Source organism: Gemmatimonadaceae bacterium, from assembly GCA_036496605.1.
Taxonomy (GTDB): domain Bacteria; phylum Gemmatimonadota; class Gemmatimonadetes; order Gemmatimonadales; family Gemmatimonadaceae; genus AG2.
Window position 1 is genome coordinate 149,861 of sequence record DASXKV010000051.1, and the last position, 18,849, is coordinate 168,709.

Here is an 18,849-nt window from a genome sequence, read left to right on the forward strand (position 1 = left end):
GGTTACCCAAATGCATTCTTCGACTCATACCCGGCAGCGCCGCGGTTTCGCGCTCGCGATGTCGCTCCTCGCCATCGTCCTTATCGGGGCGATGGTCGCGGGCGGCTACATGGCCGGTATTCAGTATTATCGAATCGGACGCAACTCGCTCGTCGAAGAGCGCGCCCTATCGGCGACGGAGCTCGGCCTCGACTCCGCGTATGCGCTCTGGAACAAGTCCTGGAACACGCAGACGACCGGCACGGTGACGACACTCTCGTACGCCGCGGCGAACGGTTCCTGGGTCGATACGGTTCGTATCACAAAGCTCAATCAGCTCTCGTCGCTGATCGTGTCCGAAGGCCGTGCGGGCGGCTACGGCACGCCGCTCAGTGCTCGTCGCCGTGTCGCGATGATCGTCGTGCTCAACATGCCGAAGGTGAATCAGCTCGGCGCACTCACGAGCCGCGGTACCGTAACGATCGGGGGTAGCACCGCGATCAGCGGAAACGATACGTCGCTCGCGGGTTGGAATTGTCCAACCGCAGGATCCGGCGTGGCCGGTGTGGCTGTGCCTTCGTTCTCCAACCTCGCCTGGGGTGGTAGCTGCGCAGGTGGTACGTGCATCCAGGGTTCTCCGCTCGTGTCTATCAGCCCTGCCGCGAATGATACCAATACCTACTTCAGCTATGGCACGATGAAGTGGCCACAGCTCGTCGCCATGGCCGACAAATCGGTTAGCGGTACGCTCACGCACGTGAGGGCCTCGACGCTCAGCAGCGGTGGGACGACCGTGTGCGCCACGAGCGTCAACACGAACTGGGGCGACCCGAATCGCGCGACGCCATCGGGCGCGTGTGAGAGCTACTTCCCGGTTGTTTATGCGCCAGGCGACATCTCGATCAACGGCGACCAGGGTCAGGGGGTCCTGCTCGTCAACGGCAACCTGAGCATCCAGGGCGGCTTTACCTTCTATGGACAGATCATCGTGCGTGGAACGGTGAAGCTCACGGGTACCGGGAACCACGTCTACGGCGGCGTCATGGCCGCGACCGTTGTCGACAGCACGGATGCAAGCAAACTGTCCGGTAACAGTTCCATTCGTTACTCGCGATGTGCCGTGACATCCGTGTTCCTCAACTCGGCGATGGGTAGCCGCGCCCCGCAGCGTAGTTGGATCGAATTGTTCTAGGACCTTTCGCGCACCTCTCGAATCGTAGAGTTTACACGAGGCGCGTCGCCTATGGCGGCGCGCCTCGTCGTTAGGGACAAAAGGTGAGCGAGAAGAATGTCCGAGAAGGTCCTTGGCGAGCGAGGGCGGCTCGAAGCGATCTGGCTCAAGCGAGCGCACCGCGGCCCGATGGATCCGGTGACAACGGCCGATCTCGTCGAGGGACAGGGCGTCGCCGGCAGCGTCGATCGTAGCCGGCGCCGGCAGGTGACCATCCTTGCACGAGAGGCATGGAGCGCGTGCATGGCCGAACTGAACGCATGGCTCGATCCATCGACCCGCCGCGCAAATCTGCTCGTGAGCGGAATCGAGCTCGCGCGAACGCGAGACCGCATACTGCGCATTGGCGATGCACGATTGCTCATCGGCGGCGAAGTCACGCCCTGCGAGCGCATGGAGGAGGCACTCGCGGGCCTCCAGGCAACGATGCGACCAGACTGGCGCGGTGGCGCATTTGCGCAGGTGCTGTCGGGTGGCACCGTACATGTCGGCGACGTGGTGGAATGGGCATGACGCCAGTGCACAAAATGCGAACCGCCCCGCGGAAAGCCGCGGGGCGGTTCGGAGATCCTCTAGGCCCGAACCTCTAGACCTATCCGTTAGGGCAAGGGCACGTAACAGGCGGGCTCGCCGTCGCCAGCCGTGGTGATGATCGGGCTGGTCGTGTTCACGCCGATACCGCAGGTCGCACCAGAAAGCTGACTGTGCGTAACCTGTGCCGACCAATAGCCGGGGCCTGGGATGACGCCGGGCATACCGACACCTGAGCTGCTCTTCCAGGTATTACGCGCGGTCAGGTTCGTCGCGGTCGTGTAGTACGTCGAATCGGAGAAGAACGCTTCCTCAGCGGTGACGAGGTTGCGAAGGTCCGACTTCATGGCCGTGACGTACGCCTTGTTCTTGGTGTTCGCGAACTTCGGAATCGCGATCGCCGCCAAGATGCCGATGATCACGACTACGATCAGCAGCTCGATCAGCGTGAAGCCCTTTCGGGCAGTACGGGAGTTGAACATGAGCAAGTCCTGAAGAGGTAGGGCTGCAGAGGAGGAGAGACAAACCCGCGACTGTAAGCGGGCTCTGGTCCTCCCATACGCAACAGCAGTACCGATATCCGTACGTGCTTGCTACAGAAAGAGATGTGTCGCTCTACGCGTTCGAGCATTCGAACGTTCCCGTGCAACCTGCAACGGAATCCTCGAAAATTGCCCGAGTCGCGCATTGCGAGAGTTGTAACGCAGTTTGCAAACTCTAATCGCCGAGCGTGGGAGCCGATCGGTAGGGCCTGGACTAGCGTGGGACCTGCGCGCTCTGCATAATCCCCCGTCGCAATCGCCGAGGCTTACATGCCGTCCTGCCGCTCGCTCCCATCCCTCGCGGTCCTCGTTCTGCTTGCCGCCTGCGGTCCGGTCCGGCCGCGCCTTGCGGCGGTCGCTCCCTCGCCAGAGATCATCCTCGACTTTGCGACCGCGCCCGCCATCGCACGCGACCAGCTTGTCACAGCCTTTGCCGAGCATGGCTTGCCGGTCGCGACGTCGCAGCCCGGCGTCGTAGAGTTTTATGGGCCACGAGAAAAGGGAATCCTCGGCTACTACGACGTATTCGCGCGCGCCGTGATCGTCCCCGCCAAGGGCGGCACCCACGTCACGCTCTTCGGCGAAGAGACGCATTATCCCAACGCGAGCGCTCGCGAAGGAACGCCGGTCCGCATCGGTCCATCCTCACGCGGCCGTGCCCTCGCCGTCTGGACGAATCTCCAGGCCGTGGCCGCGGCGATGAAAGGCAACGCCGCGGTGTCCTCTCACGTGAATTCCCAGTAACTCCCGCCTATCGATGATCTTGAGCCGTTAGGCTCTCACGGGAAGGCTGATCAACTTTTCCGGCGTAACGCCTTCGGCCTCGGCCTGGAAGTTCACGACGACGCGATGGCCCAGCACCGGGACGGCCATCGCGTTCACGTCCTCGAGATCGGGCACGGCGCGCCCGTCCATGGCCGCGCGCGCCTTCGCGCCGAGGATGAGATATTGTGACGCGCGGGGACCGGCGCCCCAGCTCACGTACTTCTTCACCATCGACGTCGCTTCATCCGCGTTAGGCCGCGTCGACCGTGCTAACCGGACGGCATAGCTCACCACCGTCGGCGGCGCCGGCAACCGTCTGACGAGGTGTTGAAGCGCCAACAGCTCCGGCGCCGACAGCACCGGCCGGATATCGACGTCGATATCACTTGTTGTGGCCGCGACGATGCGCTCCTCTTCATCCTTCGTCGGGTAGCCGACCGTGAGCTGCATCATGAATCGATCGAGCTGCGCTTCGGGCAGGGGATAGGTGCCTTCCTGTTCGATCGGATTCTGCGTGGCGAGCACGAAAAACGGCTCGGGCAGCTTATGCGTGTGTCCCGCGGCCGTCACGGCGTGCTCCTGCATTGCCTGGAGCAATGCCGCTTGTGTTTTCGGGGGCGCGCGGTTGATCTCGTCGGCCAAGACGACGTTCGCGAAGATCGGCCCTCTCGCGAACTTGAAGATGCGTCGGCCGGTCGAATGATCTTCTTCGAGCAGCTCCGTTCCCGTGATGTCGCTCGGCATCAGATCGGGCGTGAACTGCACGCGGGAGAAGCTCAGATCCAACGCTTGCGCGACGGTCTGCACGAGCAGCGTCTTTGCCAGGCCCGGAACACCGACGAGGAGCGCGTGTCCACCGGCGAGCAGCGCCGCGACAAGGTCGTCCACGATCTTGTGTTGGCCGATGATGCGCCGTCCAATTTGCTCGACCAGCGCTCGCCGAGCGCGCGCGAGCTGACCGAGTAGCTCGAGATCGCGCGAGTCGTCGGCCGGTTTCGTCTGCGTCGCCACGCCCCGTCCGCTCCGTTGATAACGCGTTGAAGCTAACGCGCGCCGGCGGGCGGTGGTAAGAGTGGAGATGATGCTAACCGATTGCAAACGCATCGTTCCCGCCGCTCCGGGTTCGAGACCAGGCTTGGCATCAATGCTGCACCCGACGCCACGGATCAGAATCCTGGCAGCCACTCATGCGCGCCACAAATGACGACGGCCGACCCGTAAACATTTTGCATCGGCTCACGTTCACGCGCGGAAGCGAAGCATTGGATTTCGTGCGCACGCTTCGGGAGTTGAGCGCGGCAGATCTCCGAAGCGATCTCGTTGGGATCGGTCCCGTGCAGGTGTACGGCGCGAGGATCGTCGCGCCGGACGTGCCTGCGGAGCTCTACGCGAGCTTCGGTGCGCTGACACTCGCGCACGTGCTGGGTATGGACGGCGCCGTCACCGCGCGCAGCGCACCGCTGCCATTCGCTCCGGAGTTGCCCGCCGACATGGCACTCCTCTTCGCCGCGTCGATGCCTGACGAGACCGTCGCGCGCCGCGTTTAGCCTGCCATGAACGACAAAGCCCGGCGCATTTCTGCCGGGCTCACCATTTCACACGGTCGCAGCCGTTAGGCGATCACGGGATGAGGAAATCCGCGCGCTGTTGAACGGGGAAGTTCGTGCTGTTGAGCGTCGCGATGACCGTATACTTTCCGTGCTGCGACGGGTGGGACCACTGTTCGCTCACGCGCATCGACTCGCCGCTGCTCAGCAGCTTGTTCTGGACCGCCTGCGTGAACAGGCGTGTGGAGCTCCAGCGCCAGATTTCGCGTCCGATGGAATCGACGACGACGAATTCGTGGGTCTGACCGTTGGGGAATGACAGCTCCACGTGTTTCTTCGTCTCATTCGTCACGCGCAGCGCGAAGCGGATGCCGTCACGCTCCGGCTTGACGTCGAGATTCGATGCGAGCGGCGCGCCGTCGTTATGTGCGTGCGGCGTGCCCTGCTGAACGACTGGTGCCGCGGTCGCGAGGCTCGCGGTAGACGCCGCCTCCGAATGCGTGCGAGGACCACAAGCAAAGGCAAGCGCGCCGGCGCACAGGAGCGCGATGGCGACGCGGGACGGCGAAAGCGATGTGGAGGACATGAACCCCAAACGAAAACCAGCGTTGAGCGGAGTCGGCCGGAGCCGGCGAGTTTGGCCGAAGCGATCCGCTCACAGATCGAAGCGGGGCGCAACTTACCAAGCCGGTGACGAACGGTCAACATTAGTAGTAACACTAGAAGTCGCGATGTGAAAATGACTTGGATCACCATTTTCGCTTTCGGCGCATCCTCCCGTTTTGGCCGATGGATCGCTTGCGAAAAATTTCACAAGCTCCTAGCTTTCGCGCCGAAATGAGCCAATGACCCCGGGGCGGAGCATGAACGACCCAGGTCCCACCGGCAGCCGGCCGAGTATCCGAAACGCGTCGAAGCCGCCATCCGGAGCGGAGTTCGCCGGAGTCGGGCTGCAATTCGCGCTGACCATCGTTGTTTTCGTGTTCCTGGGGATTTGGCTCGACAAGCGGCTCCATAGCTCGCCCTGGTTCGTTTTGATTTGCGTCTTCGTCGGTGCGGCCGCCGGTTTCTACTCCATCTATAGAAAGCTCATGGGATCGGCCAAGCGCGACCTCGGCGGAGGATCACGATGACACATGCCGTCGCGCGCTATGCGTTCGCGATCGTGGCGACGATCGCGCTCGTCGCCTGGCTGTTGACGCTGGCGCTGACGGGTCCGGGCGCCGTATCGGCGATCGGTATCAGCGCCGGCGTCGCTGCCGTCGTCCAGATTGCCGCGTTCGCCGTTACCCGTTCGATGGTGACTCAAAACGCCGTCGCGGGCTGGGGCGCTGGTTCGCTCCTGCGCTTTCTGACGCTGGTCATCTACGGTTTGCTGGCCGTGAAGGTCATCGGCCTTGCTCCAGTTCCGGCCCTCATCAGCCTCGTGTTGTTCTTCTTCCTCTCGACGCTTCTCGAGCCGCTCTTTCTGCGACGATGAAATACCGGTCGCTCGTTTTGGCGCTCATCACGGCGTTCGCCGTTGCGCTCCCCTCTGCCTCCGCGCAGGAGCCGGCGGCGCCGCTGCAGAAGACGATCGGTCCGGCTGCCATCATCATGCCCCACATCACGGACTCGAAGAAGATCGAGCTTCCGTGTGTGAAGAGCTTCGCCGAGTGGGGTTGCGAGTTCACGCTGCCGACATGGAATGTAAGGATTGGCAAATGGACCATCGATTTTGGTCCGACGAAGCACGTCGTTTGGCTTTTGATCGCGGCGATCTGCGTCGCACTCGTAGTGGGCTTCGCGGCACGCGCGCATGTGCGGAGCACCCAGCGTATCGGTCGGCCGCGCGGCTTTGCCGCCGGGCTCGAGGCCGTGATGCTCTATCTGCGCAAGGACGTGTTCTTGCCGGTGCTGGGCGGCCACGGTGGCGAGCGCTACATCCCATTCGTCTTGTCGCTCTTTTTCTTCATTCTGTTCTGTAACCTCTTCGGCCTCGTACCCTATGGGTCAACGCCCACCGGCAACATCTCGGTGACGGCGACGCTCGCGATCATCACGTTCATCGTGGTCGAGATCGCGGGCATGAAAGCGCTCGGCCGCGACTACATCTCGACCATTCTCTACTGGCCGCACGACATGCCGATCTACCTACGGCTGCCGCTGTCGGTGATCATGACGCCGGTTGAAATCATCGGGAAGTTCACGAAGCCGTTCGCGCTGACGATTCGACTCTTCGCGAACATGATCGCGGGCCACGTCATCATTCTCGCGCTGATCGGTCTGATCTTCCTATTCGGCTGGTTCATCGCCATTGCGGCGGTGCCGATGGCGCTGTTCATCATGTTCCTCGAGATCCTGGTGGCGTTCATCCAGGCGTTCGTTTTCTCATTGCTCGCAGCAGTTTTCATCGGGCAGATAAGGGCAGCACACCATTAGGGTTGACGGTTACTGGTGATTAGTGGTTGGTGATTCTTTTTGCGGAAACGACCAACTACCGACCACCAATCACCAATCACCAATTATCGGCCGCACATGCTCCACGCGGCCTGATGTAACTGGTCGAGCGACCAGCGATTCCCGTTGAGGCCCGGACCTCGTTGACGGGTAGCGCCTAACGGCGCGGAGCATGGGCACTTCACGTAGCACGATTGGAGATTCAAGAAATGTCAATACTTCCGCTGCTGCAGGCGGCGACCAGCTACGCGCCGAAGGAATATCAGGGCGCATGGGCCATGCTTGGCGCGGGCGTTGGTGCCGGCCTGGCAACGATTGGCGCCGGCATCGGTATCGGCCGCATTGGTGGCTCGGCCACCGAGGCGATGGCTCGCCAACCTGAGATCGCCGGAACGATCCAGACTGGCGGATTGATTCTCGCCGCGCTCATCGAAGGCGTAGCGCTGTTCGCCGTCGTCGTTGCCCTACTGATCTCGCTCAAGTTCTAAACTCGCGCTGCCGGAGCCTCCGGGAGCTCCGGCAGCGACTCAATACACGAAGACTTACCGAGCTTCACTATGCGCACGCTGCTCTTATCGCTCGTCATCATGATTGGCAACGGTTCGATCCTGCTTGCGCAGGAGCCGGAGAAGAGTCCTCCGCTCGTCGAGCTCCGGGTCAACCTGATGTTCTGGACGCTGATCATCTTCGGCATCCTCTACTGGATCCTGCAGACGAAGGCGTTTCCAGCGATCTTCGGCGCGGTAGAGAAGCGAGAAAAGGCGCTCGAGGATGCGCTCTCGAGTGCCAAGCGCGACCGCGAAGAGGCGCAGAAGCTTCTCGAGGAGCGGCGCCGAGAAATCGAAGGGGCACGCGGCGATGCACAGAAGCTGATCGCCGACGGGCGCGCCGTCGCCGAGAAGATGCGGCACGATCTGCTCGAGCAGACGCGCCAGGAGCAGCAGGCCGTCCTCGAACGCGCGAGGCGGGAGATCGAGAACGAGAAGGAGCGCGCCGTGGCGCAGCTGCGTCGCGAGGCAGTGAATCTGGCCATCGCCGGCGCGAGCAAGGTCATCGAGCAGAATCTCGACAACACCAAGAATCGCGAGCTCGTCGAGAGCTTTCTCGAATCACTGCCGGCGATGTCGACGAGTGGCCGCTGATGCGTGAGATCACCATCGCGCGCAATTACGCCGAAACGCTCCTCGAGCTGGCACGTCGCGCTGGAGATCTCCGCGGTTGGGGACAGGCGGTGAGCGACGTCGCCGAGGCGATGCAGACCGATCGCACGCTCCGACTCTTCCTCGAATCGCCGCGCGTCTCGGCGGCGGAGAAGAATCGCATTCTGGGTCGTGCGTTCGATGGACAGCTGGCGCCGCTCTTCGTGCGCTATCTACAGGCCCTCGTGAGCCACCGTCGTCAGATGCTCCTACCGGTGATTGCGCGAGAATATCACGATCTCGTCGACCAGGTCGAGGGCCGGCTGCACGCCAATGTCACCGTCGCACAGGAGCCCGGAGACCGCGAGCGCCGGTCGATCTCAAAGGAGCTGTCGCGGGCGTATGGCAAAGAAGTCGTCCCGCACTTCAGCGTGAATCCGGCGATCCTCGGGGGCGTCGTCGTGCGTGTCGGTGATACCGTACTCGACGGGTCCGTACGGCGTCGGTTGACATCGTTACGTTCGAGGATGCTAGCGCTGCGGATGTGAACCGCTGGTGGTTGGTTGTGGGTGATTGGTTGTTGGTTGGTGACGGGTCGTTGGTGATTCGGAGGGCCAGCAAGCCAAGCTCGCTGGCCTTTCCTATTCCGACCAACCACCACCCACCGACCACCAACGACCAGCACCAGTCACCTCAACGGGTCGGTTCCGGAAAGCGTACTTGCACGGGGCAGTGCGCCGTCCGCACTCTCCCAATGCCACGCCCACACCGGAGTTCCCACGATGCCTACCCGTCGGCCCCAGCTGATCGGTCGCTGGCCATTTGCCGCCGTTCTCGTCGCCACGATGGCGGCACCACTTCCTTTGTTTGCGCAGGATGTCGCGCAACAAGGCGCACTGAAGGAGATCCTGGCCAAAGAGACGTTCATCAAACCGCCGGTCGCGATCGAAAAGATCGTGAGCGCGCCGTGGCAGGAGAACGTCTCCTTTGCTAACCAGAGTCCCGATCACAAACATTTCCTGAAGCTCGAGACCGAGGGCATGCCGAGCGTCCAGCAGTTCGGCAAGGCGCACTACTACCTCGCCGGACTGCAGGTCGATTACAAGGCGAATCGGGCGCGCGTCCTAACGACGCGTGGCGCCGCCGGCCTCGAGGTAATCGATGGTTCTACGGGCCAGGCTCGCGCGATCGAGACACCCAAGGGTGCTTCGGTGAGTAGTCCGAAGTGGTCCCCGGACGGCACCGAGCTGGCCTACCTCGCGAACTTCGATGACGCGAGCCACGTCTACGTCGCCGACATCGCCACCGGAAAGTCGCGCAAGATCACCAAGACCCCTCTGCTCGCAACGCTCGTGACCACGGTCGAGTGGACGAACGGCGGTAAGTCGCTCGTGACTGTTCTCGTCCCCGAAGGTCGTGGCGTGGAGCCACAGCATCCTACGATCGAGACGGGCCCGCAGGTTCGAATGGTTGGCGGCGCGAAGAATAAGACGCGCACGTATCGCGAGTACGCGTTGCTTCATGACCCGCACGAGCAGGCTCAGCTCGAGTACTACACGACGGGCCAGCTGGCAATCATCGACGTCAAGACCGGCGCCGCGAAGAAAGTCGGCGCGCCGGCGATGATCATGGCGGTCGATCCGTCGCCCGACGGTGCGTTCTTCCGCGTCACGACGATGCAGAAGCCTTTCTCCTACCTCGTGGAATACCAGAACTTCGGCACGGTGGAGGAGATCTGGGACACGAGTGGCAAGGCTGTCGCCGAACTGGCGAAGCGTGCGCTGCGCAACGGCGACAATGCGCTTGGCGACGATGCCGGTGGCTCGCCGATCACCGGCGACACCGCGAAGCGTAGCTTCGGCTGGCTGCCTAACGGCAAAGGGCTGTACTATCTGCAGCTCGAGGCCGCGGCTCGTGGCGCCCAGACGGATAGCGCCGCGGACGAGCCGCAGGGCGGACGCGGTGGACGAGGCGGCGCCTCACGCCGTGACCATCTCTATGTCTGGGAAGCGCCATACGCTGCCGGCAGCGCAAAGCAGATCTTCCAGAGCAATGGCCGCATCGGGGACTTGCTCTGGTCGGAGGACGGCCAGCTTGTTTTCGCCGCCGAGAACACGAACGGCACGAGTCAGGTCTATGCGACGTATCTCAGCGAGCCGACGAAGCACTATCCGCTCGCGCGCGTTCGCGGTGTGAACCTCTCGGTTGGCACGTTAGGTGGTGGCCGCTTCGGCGGCGGTGGCGCAGGGCGAGGTGGGGCGGGGGCGGACTCGATGACGTTCTACGAGAATCCGGGGACGTTGATGTCGCGTCCAGGACGGGCGGTCACCGAGGTTGCGTTGCTTTCGAGTGACGGCAATTCCGCATACTTCACCGGGACGCAGTATTACCACACATGGTCTGACAGCGCGCCGCGGCCCTTCGTCGACCGTGTCGAGATCAAAACGGGAAGGAAAGAGCGGGTTTTCTTCAGTTCGCCCGACGTCTACGAGCGTGTTGCCGCGCCCCTCGACGATGATTTCACGCGCGCGATCGTCGTCCGCGAGTCGCCGTCGATGGTGCCGGACTCCTACCTGCGCGACACGAAGAGCGGTCAGCTCACGCAGTTGACACACAACAAGGATTACGCGCCCGAGATCAGCCAGGCGATCAGGAAGCGCGTGCTCGTGACGCGCGCCGACGGCTACCACTTCTTCGTCAACGTCACGCTGCCCCGCGATTACAAGGAAGGAACACGGTTGCCTGCTTTTTTCTGGTTCTATCCATATGAATATACCGATCAGGCTGGATATGACCGAACCAAGCGCACGGAGAATCGCAATCAGTTCCATGCGTCGGCGCCCAGCAATAAGGAACTGCTCATCACGCAAGGCTACGCCGTGGTTCAGCCCGATGCGCCCGTTGTGGGACCAGCGGGTCGGATGAACGACAACTACGTCAACGATCTGCGCAACAATCTCTCGGCGGTGATCGACGAGCTCGATCGGCTCGGGTATATCGATCGGTCGCGGTTAGGCATCGGCGGCCACAGCTACGGCGCCTTCAGCACGGTCAACGCGATGGTGCACACGCCCTTCTTCAAGGCGGGCATCGCCGGGGACGGCGCCTATAACCGGACGCTGACGCCGAACAACTTCCAGAGCGAACGACGCGACTTGTGGGAGGCGCGGGACACCTATCTCGCGATGTCTCCGTTCCTCTATGCTGACCATCTGACCGGAAATCTGCTCATGTACCTCGGCGCCGAAGATCAGAACGTCGGCACCGATCCCACGAATTCGTTGCGGCTCCTGCACGCGCTGCAGGGCATGGGCAAGACGGCGGCGTTGTACATCTATCCGTACGAGGACCACGGCCAGGTCACGAAGGAGACGATCCTCGATCAGTGGGCGCGCTTCACGGCGTGGCTCGATCTGTACGTGAAGCCAACGGGGAAGGTAGACAAGAAGATTGCCGTAGTGCCGTGACGGTGGTGGATGGTTGATTGTCGGGTTGGTTGTTGGTGATTGGTTGTTTGTAATTCGGAAGGCCAGCGAGCCAAGCTCGCTGGCCTTTTCCTTCCCCACCAACCACCAATCGCCAACCACCCCAATCACAATTCATCCGCGATCGCGGCGATCTCCTCGGCTTCCTTCCAGGCCGCCGCGAGCAGTGCGAGCTCGCCCTCGAGCGCGCGACGTTCGGTCTCCTCGTGCATCGCCATTTCGAGCGCGAGTCGTTCGGCCGGATCGAGGCGCAGCGCGCCGAGTTGCCGGTACGAGTTTAGCAAAGACATAACGCGTCCACGCGCCGCGCCGAGGTGCGAGACGGAGGCGAGATAGCCCGCCGCATCGCCGAACCGCTCGATCCGCGATACCGCCGTGCGAACCTGGCCGTCCGAGGCGCCGAGCCGATTCGAGCTCGCGACGAGGACGCTCGCGGTTTGCAGCGCGGCCGTGCCCACATAGCGGGCAATGCCTCCGTCATGCACGAGGTGCAGGGTCGAAGAGCCGTCGGAATGCAGCTCGAGCGTCGAGCTCCCAATCTTGTTCGCGCGCACGACGAGCGGCTGTTCGCGAGAGAAAGCGAACGCCGGCGCGTGCGCGGAATTATCCGTAGCCGGAGCCGGCAGCCGCGCCACGACACGATCCTCGCGCCAGTAATCGCGAGCGGCGACCAGACCAGCCATCGGTATCGCACCCATGATGGTCGTCAGCCCGGGAATGGCGATGATCGAGATGGTTCCGGTGAGCAGATAGGGCGCGAGCGCGGGCGCGGCGACGACGCCCAACGCGGCCACGGCGGTGACGCCACCGACCGTCGCGAACTGCACCCGCCGGCGCCGCCGGTTGAAACGCGAGCCGTACCGCCAGGCGGCGAATTCCGGCCGTAGCGGCGCTCCAACGCGCACGAGCTCGAGTCCATCAGCCAATCGCGCGAGCCCGATGTTGCCCGTCGAGACGCGCAGTGTCGTGGAGCGGTACGCGCGCTCGCATTGATCGATCGCGTCCCAGCGCTCGTCGAGTGGTGAAAGATTCCACCGCGCGCAACGCGCGCAGACCACCCAGAGGCGTCCCTTCTTCGCGTCGAAGGCGATGCGGCGGCCGACCGGGAACGATTCGATTGAATCGTTCGCGCCGAGGGGCCCGTTGCAGAAAAGACAGGTGGAGAACACCTGGGGCTACTTGCTAGTGGCGAGATCCGAGTGTCTACAAACCAGCGGTGTGTGATGGTTCGCACACGGGAGTACAGGGCGCAAGGAGCATGCGAGGTCTTCGGTACACCGACTAACGCACTCTTGCTACAATTCACCGAACCTTAATCCACTCTCAATGCTCGCTCCATTCTTTGCCGCGCTGCTGCTGCAAACGCCGTATCAACAGCCGGGCGCCGTCAAGAACCCAGCCGAGTCGTCTCCACCAAGCGGAGACACAACCGGCTATTGGCAGCAGCGCGTGCATTATCGGATCGTCTCGCGACTGGACGAGGCAACGACGCGTCTTCGCTCGCGAGGCGAGCTGGTGTACGTCAACAACTCCCCCGACACGCTGCGCGAGATGTACTTCCATCAGTACCTCAACGCGTTTCGTCCGGGATCGAAGTGGAGTGCAGTCGACGAGCGCGAGGGACGCGTACGCTTTCAGGATCTGCGCGATCCGGACTACGGTTACGAGCGCTTCACGGCGCCCCCAACGGTTGATGGCGCTCCGGTCTTCATCGACTACCCGGGCGCTCCGGACAGCACCGTTGTTCACTTTCGCTTGCCGCGTCCGGTACCACCTCACGACTCGATTCGCGTCGGCTTCGAGTGGGACGCGCGTCCATCGACGGTTTTGCGACGGCAAGGACGTCGCGGACGCACCTGGGACTTTGCGCAGTGGTATCCGAAGGTCGCCGTCTATGATCGCGCCGGTTGGGAGCCGAACCCGTTCGTGCCAGCGGGCGAATTGTACGGCGAGTACGGCACCTATGACGTGACGTTGCTGCTGGCGCAGGATCAGATCGTCGTCGCGACGGGCGTGCCGGTCTCCGGTGATCCGGGATGGGAGCGCGCCAAGCGTGGCGGCGAAGTGCGTCTCGCGCAGACCGCCTACGACACAGTCCCAGCGCCTAACGTCGACGTACCATCGGGCTACCGCGCCGTGCGCTTCCTCGCCGAGAACGTGCACCATTTTGCGTGGTCGGCATCGCCGGACTATCGGTACGAGGGAGGCATTTACGTCAGGCAGCTCCCACCCACGCAATACAAGACGTGGGACACCGTGTCGATTCACGTGCTCTACAAGCCGGCGGACGACACGACATGGGGAGGCGGGCGCGCGCTCAACCGGACGATTACCGCGTTGAAGTGGCTCGAGTCCATCTGGGGCCCGTACGCGTATCCTCAATTCTCGAACGTGCACCGGCTCGAGGGCGGCGGCACGGAGTTCCCGATGATGATAATGGACGGAGGCGCGAGCCAAGGTCTCATTCTCCATGAGGCGGGACACAACTTCACCTACGGCATCCTCGGCAACAACGAGTGGCGTTCGGGTTGGATGGACGAAGGTCTGACCTCGTACCAGACGTCGTGGGCGCAGAGGCTGACGCCGCAGGAGCTGGCGACGCAGGCGTTGCCGCCTCCGCGCATCCCCGAGGGCTACCGAGTCAACGCGAAGACGATCCCGCCGTCGCAGTCGGCGAATCTGGATCTCATCGCGCTCGAGTTTGCGGGACGCTCGGAGCCCATCGGAACCAACGCCGCCGACTTCCGCGACTTCGGAGTTTATAACGTGATGATCTACAGTCGCGGCGAATTGATGTACTCGCATCTCCGCGACGTGTTAGGCGACAGCACGTTTCGCGACTTCTTCCATGACTATTTCAGCCGCTGGGCGCTCAAGCACGTCGACGAGCCCGCGATGCGCGCGTCAGCCGAGCGGCGATATGGCCACGACCTCGGTTGGTTCTTCAATGAGTGGGTCTACCAGAGCGGCCTCCTCGATTACGCGCTTCACGACGTGCACTCGATGCAACGTCCCGACGGACAGTGGGTCACGCGCGTGGAGCTCGTGAAGCGCGGCGAGTATCGGCACCCGATGCTCGTCGGTGCGCGCGTTGGAACCACGTGGACGCTCGCGCGCGGCGACGCGTTGAAGGATCGCCAGACGCTCGAGATCATCACCCCGACGAAGCCCGAGGAGGTGCGCATCGATCCCTACCATTTCACGTGGGATTGGGATCGGCGCGACGATGTCGAGTCGCGTGGCTTTCTTGGCATCAGGAATCCGCGCGTCGTGTTCGACTGGCCCTTCTTGCAACAGAACGATCGCGACCACTCGCTCGTCGCTTTGATGCCCGAACTGTGGTACTCGCAGCCGCTCTCGCGGGGGCTCTGTTCGACGACCGACTGCCACGGGCAGGCGGTGAGCCTCGGACTCCGCGCGCGCGCGAGCTATCTCGCGACCGTCGATAAGTACGATCTCGGCCTCGCCGGCGCCGCAGGTCCGATTCGGCCGACGTTGAGTCACGTGAACGCGTGGGCGCGCATCGACAATCCGTACATGCCGGGCGCGTCACGGCCATGGATCGGTGTGGGCTTCGACGCCGCATTCCTCGACGGCATCGCGCGGGTCGATTTACAGCGTCACTGGGACCTGAGCCCGTTCACCTACGTCGCTGGTCCGCGGATCGATGTCACCGCGCGCCTAACGGGAGCGTACCCGACCGATCGCTTCATCCTTCCCGAACAATGGGCCGACGACCAGGTAACGGAGCTCGGAGGAACGGCGACGGTGCGGATGCCGGAACAGGACGACGGCAGCTATCAATGGTTCGGCGGGTCGCTCGGCGTTGGCTTGGCGCGACCGCGCGTCGGCGGGTCCATGGCGCAGGGCTACGTCCGCGGCGACCTCTCGGGGACTCAGGTTCAGTATTTCCAAAACGGCACGATCGCGCTGATCGGACGTCTCTACGCTGGCGGGGAGAGCCGGGCCCCGCTTCAACGGGCGGTATTCGCGGCGACGACCGACCCGTTGACGTCGTTCTGGAGCAACTGGTACCGGCCGCTCGGCTCCCTCTACAAGCAGGACTGGCTCAACGTGATGCCGCTGGGGGGGGCGATGCTGAGAGGATACTCATTCGGTACCGCGCTCTCGCGCGTTGGCGCCGCGAATGTCGAGCTGGCACAGCGACTTCGTGAGTTCGGGGATCGGTCGAGCGGGAGGCGATCGATTTGGTTCTCGGCGTTCGGAGACATTGCCGCCGCCTCGTCGGACTTCGTGCAATTCGATGGGAGCATGCTGCTCGATGCGGGGGTTGGCCTCTCCCTCCGGGGGCGTCTCTATGATCGCGACGTCCGCTTCCGGCTCGACTTCCCGCTGTTCGTGAAGCAACCCGATCTCGCCGGCGGACCGTCGTTCGCGCAGAAGGGCAGCTTAGGCTTCAGGTATGTGTTCAGCTTGCAAGACGTCTGGTGAGGGCTAGGGGCGTCGGGCGAGGCCAAGTCAGTCGCGCCGTAGCGCTTCGACCGGATCGATGCGCGTCGCTCTTCGTGCAGGGATGAATGCGGCGAGAACGCATGCGCCGAGAAGTGCCGTCGTCACCACGATAAACGTGATCGCATCAGTCGGCTCGATGCCGAAGAGCATGCCGCGGATCGTCCGCGTAAGGGCGACGGCACCGACGACGCCGGCGGCAACGCCTAACGTGGACATCGTCATGCTCTGGCCGACGACGAGGCCGAGGACATTGCGCGTCGTGGCGCCGAGGGCGATGCGGACGCCCAGTTCCGGTGTGCGGGCGCTGACGGTATAGGCCAAGACGCCGTACGTGCCGACCACCGCGAGGACGAGGGACAGTGCGGCAAAGGTCGCGAGGAGCAGCATCGAGAAGCGGCGCCGACTCAGGGAATTGCCGGCGACGTCATCCATCGTCGTTACGCCGATGAGCGGCAGGGTACGATCGATCTCACGAACGGCGGCGCGAATCGCGGGCAGCGCCTGCAACGGGTCGCTCGTCGTCTTGACGACGAGGGATAGGTATGCCTCTCCCTCCTGCCGGTACGATGTGTACGCGATCGGGCGGGGCTGGACGTCAAAACCGTCCTGCCTAACGTTGCCCACGACGCCGACCACGAGATAGAACGGGTCGTGTGGATCGGGGCCGAGTTGAACACGAGCGCCGATGGGATCGTGTCCGCCCCAGAAGCGACGGACTGCTTCATCGTTCACGACGACGGCCCGGGGCTGTACGCCAGCCGCGTCCTGTGAGACGAGGCCGCGACCCGACCGGAGTGGAATGCCAAGGGCACGGAAATAATCGTCGCTCACGGCCGTGTATCCGATCGAGGGCAGCGGACCGTTAGGCATTGCCTCGCCCTCGATGTGCAGTCCGGCGGTCGATGTCCCGCGCAGCGGCACACTCGACGCCGCACCGACGACGCGAACACCGGGCGTCGCGCGGATGCGCTCGAACAGCGTCTCGTAGAACTGAGCGATCTTCGGGCGCGTGTCGTACGCGTTCGACGTCAACGCGAGGCTGACGAGGAGCACATGATCCGGGTCGAAGCCCAGCTCGACACGCTGCAGTCGGTCGAGGCTACGCACGAGCAGGCCCGCGCACACGAGGAGCACGACCGTAAGCGCTGTCTGGCCGGCAACGAGAACACGTCGCCATCGGTCGGCGCGACGGCCCACAACCGTGCGGCTGGTGTCGCGCAGCGTGCGTTCGGCGTCCGCGCGCGAGCCCGCCCAAGCCGGAACGAGACCAAACAGGAGGCCGCCGCCGAGCGACACGATCAGTGCGAAACCGATTACCATCGGGTCGATCGCGACGTCGCCGACGTGCGGCAGGGCGTCGGGTGCAACGGCGAGCAGCGCCCGCGTCGCCGCCCAGCCGATCGCCGACCCGACCATACCGCCGACGAGCGCGAGGAGCAGGCTTTCCGTCAACAGTTGTCTGACGAGTCGATCACGCGCAGCGCCTAACGCCGCGCGGACGGCGAGCTCCCGTTGCCGGCCCAACGTGCGGGAGAAGACGAGATTTGCCAGATTCGCGCAGGCAATGAGCAGCACACACGCGGCCGCACCGGCAAGCACGAGTAAAGCGGTCCGCGCATCGCCAACGAGCGCCGAATGCAGTGGAACGACGCTGACGAGATGGCCGGTGTTCGACGCCGGGAAGGCCTGTTCGTTCCGGTGCGCAATCGTGAGCAGATCGCTCTCGGCGCGTGCCGGCGTGACAGTCGCTCGCAGTCGCGCCACGGCGACCATGTTGTGCAGTTTGCGCGAGCGATTCACGTCAGCGAGTTGGCGCTGAATATTGAACGGCGTCCAGAACTGTTCGTCGCCGCCGAACGTGAAGCGAGGCGGCATCACGCCGATGATCGTCATCGGCACGCCACTCATCATGACGGACCGTCCGACAACCGTAGAGTCCCCGCCAAAGACTCCGCGCCAGGTAGCGAACGTTAGGACGACGACACTCGTCTGCCCGGGCTGGTCCTCGTCTGGCGCAAAGGTGCGACCCAGCATCGGCGGACTGCCGAGAATCGAAAAGACGTTCGCGCTGAAGCGCAAACCGTGGAGGGCGACGGGTTCCGTTGCACCCTGATAATCGAGCGTCGCGTAGCCAACGATGCCGATATCCGTGAGGGTCGATTGTTGCTTGCGGTAATCGACGTAGTCGGCGGCCGCCAACTGGGAGCGCGGCGAATGGTCGGGCCGGTTGTCCTCGTAAACGGCGACGAGGCGATCCGGTTGCGCAAAAGGAAGGGGACGAAGCAAGACGCCGCGGACCACCGTGAAGATCGCGCTGTTCGCCCCGACGCCTAACGCGATAGTGACGAGAGCAATCGCGACGAATCCCGGCGATCGCCTCAGCACGCGACTGGCTTGCGTGAGATCCTGGCGAAGATCGCCGAGCCACTCGCCGCGACGGTCGGCGCGTTCACCGCCTTCGTCGAGGCGACGACAGTACTCGCGCGTGAACTCGACGTCCCCGAACTCGCGCGTGGCCTCGCGGCGCGCGTCGGATTCGCTGAGGCCGCGCGCGATGAGCTCCGCCGCGCGCATCTCGATGTGAAAGGAGAGCTCGTCGTCGACGTCGGCACGAATGCGCTTCGTCGTGCGCGAGGGAAATCGAAACGATCGACCGCCTTGTGGGCTCACGGTTGGTCCTCGTCAGGCAGGGGAAAGGACGCGTGTCACCGCGTCCGC

Annotated in this window: 17 protein-coding genes; 12 read left to right on the forward strand and 5 right to left on the reverse strand. The window is 63.5% G+C overall.

Annotated features, from left to right (window positions below; genetic code table 11):
• Positions 1 to 10 precede the first annotated feature (10 nt).
• Together VGH98_20865 and VGH98_20870 are read left to right on the forward strand one after the other, a co-directional pair.
• Complete coding sequence (locus VGH98_20865; protein HEY2378444.1) at positions 11 to 1,171, forward strand: hypothetical protein; 1,161 nt, start codon at positions 11 to 13, stop codon at positions 1,169 to 1,171.
• Between the two features lie 96 nt (positions 1,172 to 1,267).
• Complete coding sequence (locus VGH98_20870; GenBank protein ID HEY2378445.1) at positions 1,268 to 1,723, forward strand: MOSC domain-containing protein; 456 nt, start codon at positions 1,268 to 1,270, stop codon at positions 1,721 to 1,723.
• 86 nt (positions 1,724 to 1,809) lie between these two features.
• Here VGH98_20870 and VGH98_20875 read toward each other — a convergent pair whose 3' ends face one another.
• Positions 1,810 to 2,223: a prepilin-type N-terminal cleavage/methylation domain-containing protein gene (locus VGH98_20875; protein HEY2378446.1), complete on the reverse strand. Its 414-nt coding sequence runs from the start codon at positions 2,221 to 2,223 to the stop codon at positions 1,810 to 1,812.
• 330 nt (positions 2,224 to 2,553) lie between these two features.
• Here VGH98_20875 and VGH98_20880 point away from each other — a divergent pair, with 330 nt between their 5' ends.
• Positions 2,554 to 3,027 carry a hypothetical protein gene (locus VGH98_20880; GenBank protein HEY2378447.1) on the forward strand — a complete coding sequence of 158 codons (474 nt, stop codon included), beginning with the start codon at positions 2,554 to 2,556 and terminating at the stop codon, positions 3,025 to 3,027.
• Positions 3,028 to 3,054: 27 nt separating this feature from the next.
• Here VGH98_20880 and VGH98_20885 read toward each other — a convergent pair whose 3' ends face one another.
• The gene (locus VGH98_20885; protein ID HEY2378448.1) at positions 3,055 to 4,059 is read right to left on the reverse strand and encodes an AAA family ATPase; all 1,005 of its coding nucleotides are present in this window, start codon (positions 4,057 to 4,059) and stop codon (positions 3,055 to 3,057) included.
• A gap of 176 nt (positions 4,060 to 4,235) precedes the next feature.
• On the opposite strand from VGH98_20885, the gene VGH98_20890 reads away from it, so the two are divergent.
• Entirely contained in the window at positions 4,236 to 4,595 is a 360-nt protein-coding gene (locus tag VGH98_20890) for a hypothetical protein (GenBank protein HEY2378449.1), read from the forward strand.
• A gap of 73 nt (positions 4,596 to 4,668) precedes the next feature.
• Here the strand turns inward: VGH98_20890 and VGH98_20895 are convergent, their stop codons facing one another.
• Entirely contained in the window at positions 4,669 to 5,181 is a 513-nt protein-coding gene (locus VGH98_20895) for a BsuPI-related putative proteinase inhibitor (GenBank protein HEY2378450.1), read from the reverse strand.
• A gap of 277 nt (positions 5,182 to 5,458) precedes the next feature.
• On the opposite strand from VGH98_20895, the gene VGH98_20900 reads away from it, so the two are divergent.
• The 7 genes from VGH98_20900 to VGH98_20930 all read left to right on the forward strand — a co-directional run bounded on the left by VGH98_20900 (position 5,459) and on the right by VGH98_20930 (position 11,640).
• A complete protein-coding gene (locus VGH98_20900; protein HEY2378451.1) occupies positions 5,459 to 5,728 on the forward strand; it encodes an AtpZ/AtpI family protein in 270 nt (89 codons plus the stop codon).
• Positions 5,725 to 6,075 carry a hypothetical protein gene (locus VGH98_20905; GenBank protein HEY2378452.1) on the forward strand — a complete coding sequence of 117 codons (351 nt, stop codon included), beginning with the start codon at positions 5,725 to 5,727 and terminating at the stop codon, positions 6,073 to 6,075. Before VGH98_20900 ends, VGH98_20905 begins: the two co-directional genes overlap by 4 nt.
• Complete coding sequence (atpB, locus tag VGH98_20910; GenBank protein HEY2378453.1) at positions 6,072 to 7,016, forward strand: F0F1 ATP synthase subunit A; 945 nt, start codon at positions 6,072 to 6,074, stop codon at positions 7,014 to 7,016. The genes VGH98_20905 and atpB overlap by 4 nt, the downstream gene beginning before the upstream one ends.
• Before the next feature lie 227 nt (positions 7,017 to 7,243).
• Complete coding sequence (atpE, locus tag VGH98_20915; protein ID HEY2378454.1) at positions 7,244 to 7,522, forward strand: ATP synthase F0 subunit C; 279 nt, start codon at positions 7,244 to 7,246, stop codon at positions 7,520 to 7,522.
• A 69-nt stretch (positions 7,523 to 7,591) separates the two neighbouring features.
• A complete protein-coding gene (gene atpF / locus VGH98_20920) occupies positions 7,592 to 8,176 on the forward strand; it encodes a F0F1 ATP synthase subunit B (GenBank protein ID HEY2378455.1) in 585 nt (194 codons plus the stop codon).
• On the forward strand, positions 8,176 to 8,721 hold the full coding sequence (atpH, locus tag VGH98_20925; protein HEY2378456.1) for an ATP synthase F1 subunit delta: 546 nt from the start codon (positions 8,176 to 8,178) through the stop codon (positions 8,719 to 8,721). Before atpF ends, atpH begins: the two co-directional genes overlap by 1 nt.
• 234 nt (positions 8,722 to 8,955) lie before the next feature.
• Positions 8,956 to 11,640 carry a prolyl oligopeptidase family serine peptidase gene (locus VGH98_20930; protein HEY2378457.1) on the forward strand — a complete coding sequence of 895 codons (2,685 nt, stop codon included), beginning with the start codon at positions 8,956 to 8,958 and terminating at the stop codon, positions 11,638 to 11,640.
• A gap of 125 nt (positions 11,641 to 11,765) precedes the next feature.
• Here the strand turns inward: VGH98_20930 and VGH98_20935 are convergent, their stop codons facing one another.
• The gene (locus VGH98_20935; GenBank protein HEY2378458.1) at positions 11,766 to 12,827 is read right to left on the reverse strand and encodes a hypothetical protein; all 1,062 of its coding nucleotides are present in this window, start codon (positions 12,825 to 12,827) and stop codon (positions 11,766 to 11,768) included.
• 157 nt (positions 12,828 to 12,984) lie between these two features.
• Here VGH98_20935 and VGH98_20940 point away from each other — a divergent pair, with 157 nt between their 5' ends.
• The gene (locus VGH98_20940; protein HEY2378459.1) at positions 12,985 to 16,110 is read left to right on the forward strand and encodes a M1 family metallopeptidase; all 3,126 of its coding nucleotides are present in this window, start codon (positions 12,985 to 12,987) and stop codon (positions 16,108 to 16,110) included.
• A 27-nt stretch (positions 16,111 to 16,137) separates the two neighbouring features.
• On the opposite strand, the gene VGH98_20945 is transcribed toward VGH98_20940, so the two are convergent.
• A complete protein-coding gene (locus tag VGH98_20945; GenBank protein HEY2378460.1) occupies positions 16,138 to 18,801 on the reverse strand; it encodes an ABC transporter permease in 2,664 nt (887 codons plus the stop codon).
• Positions 18,802 to 18,849 lie beyond the last annotated feature (48 nt).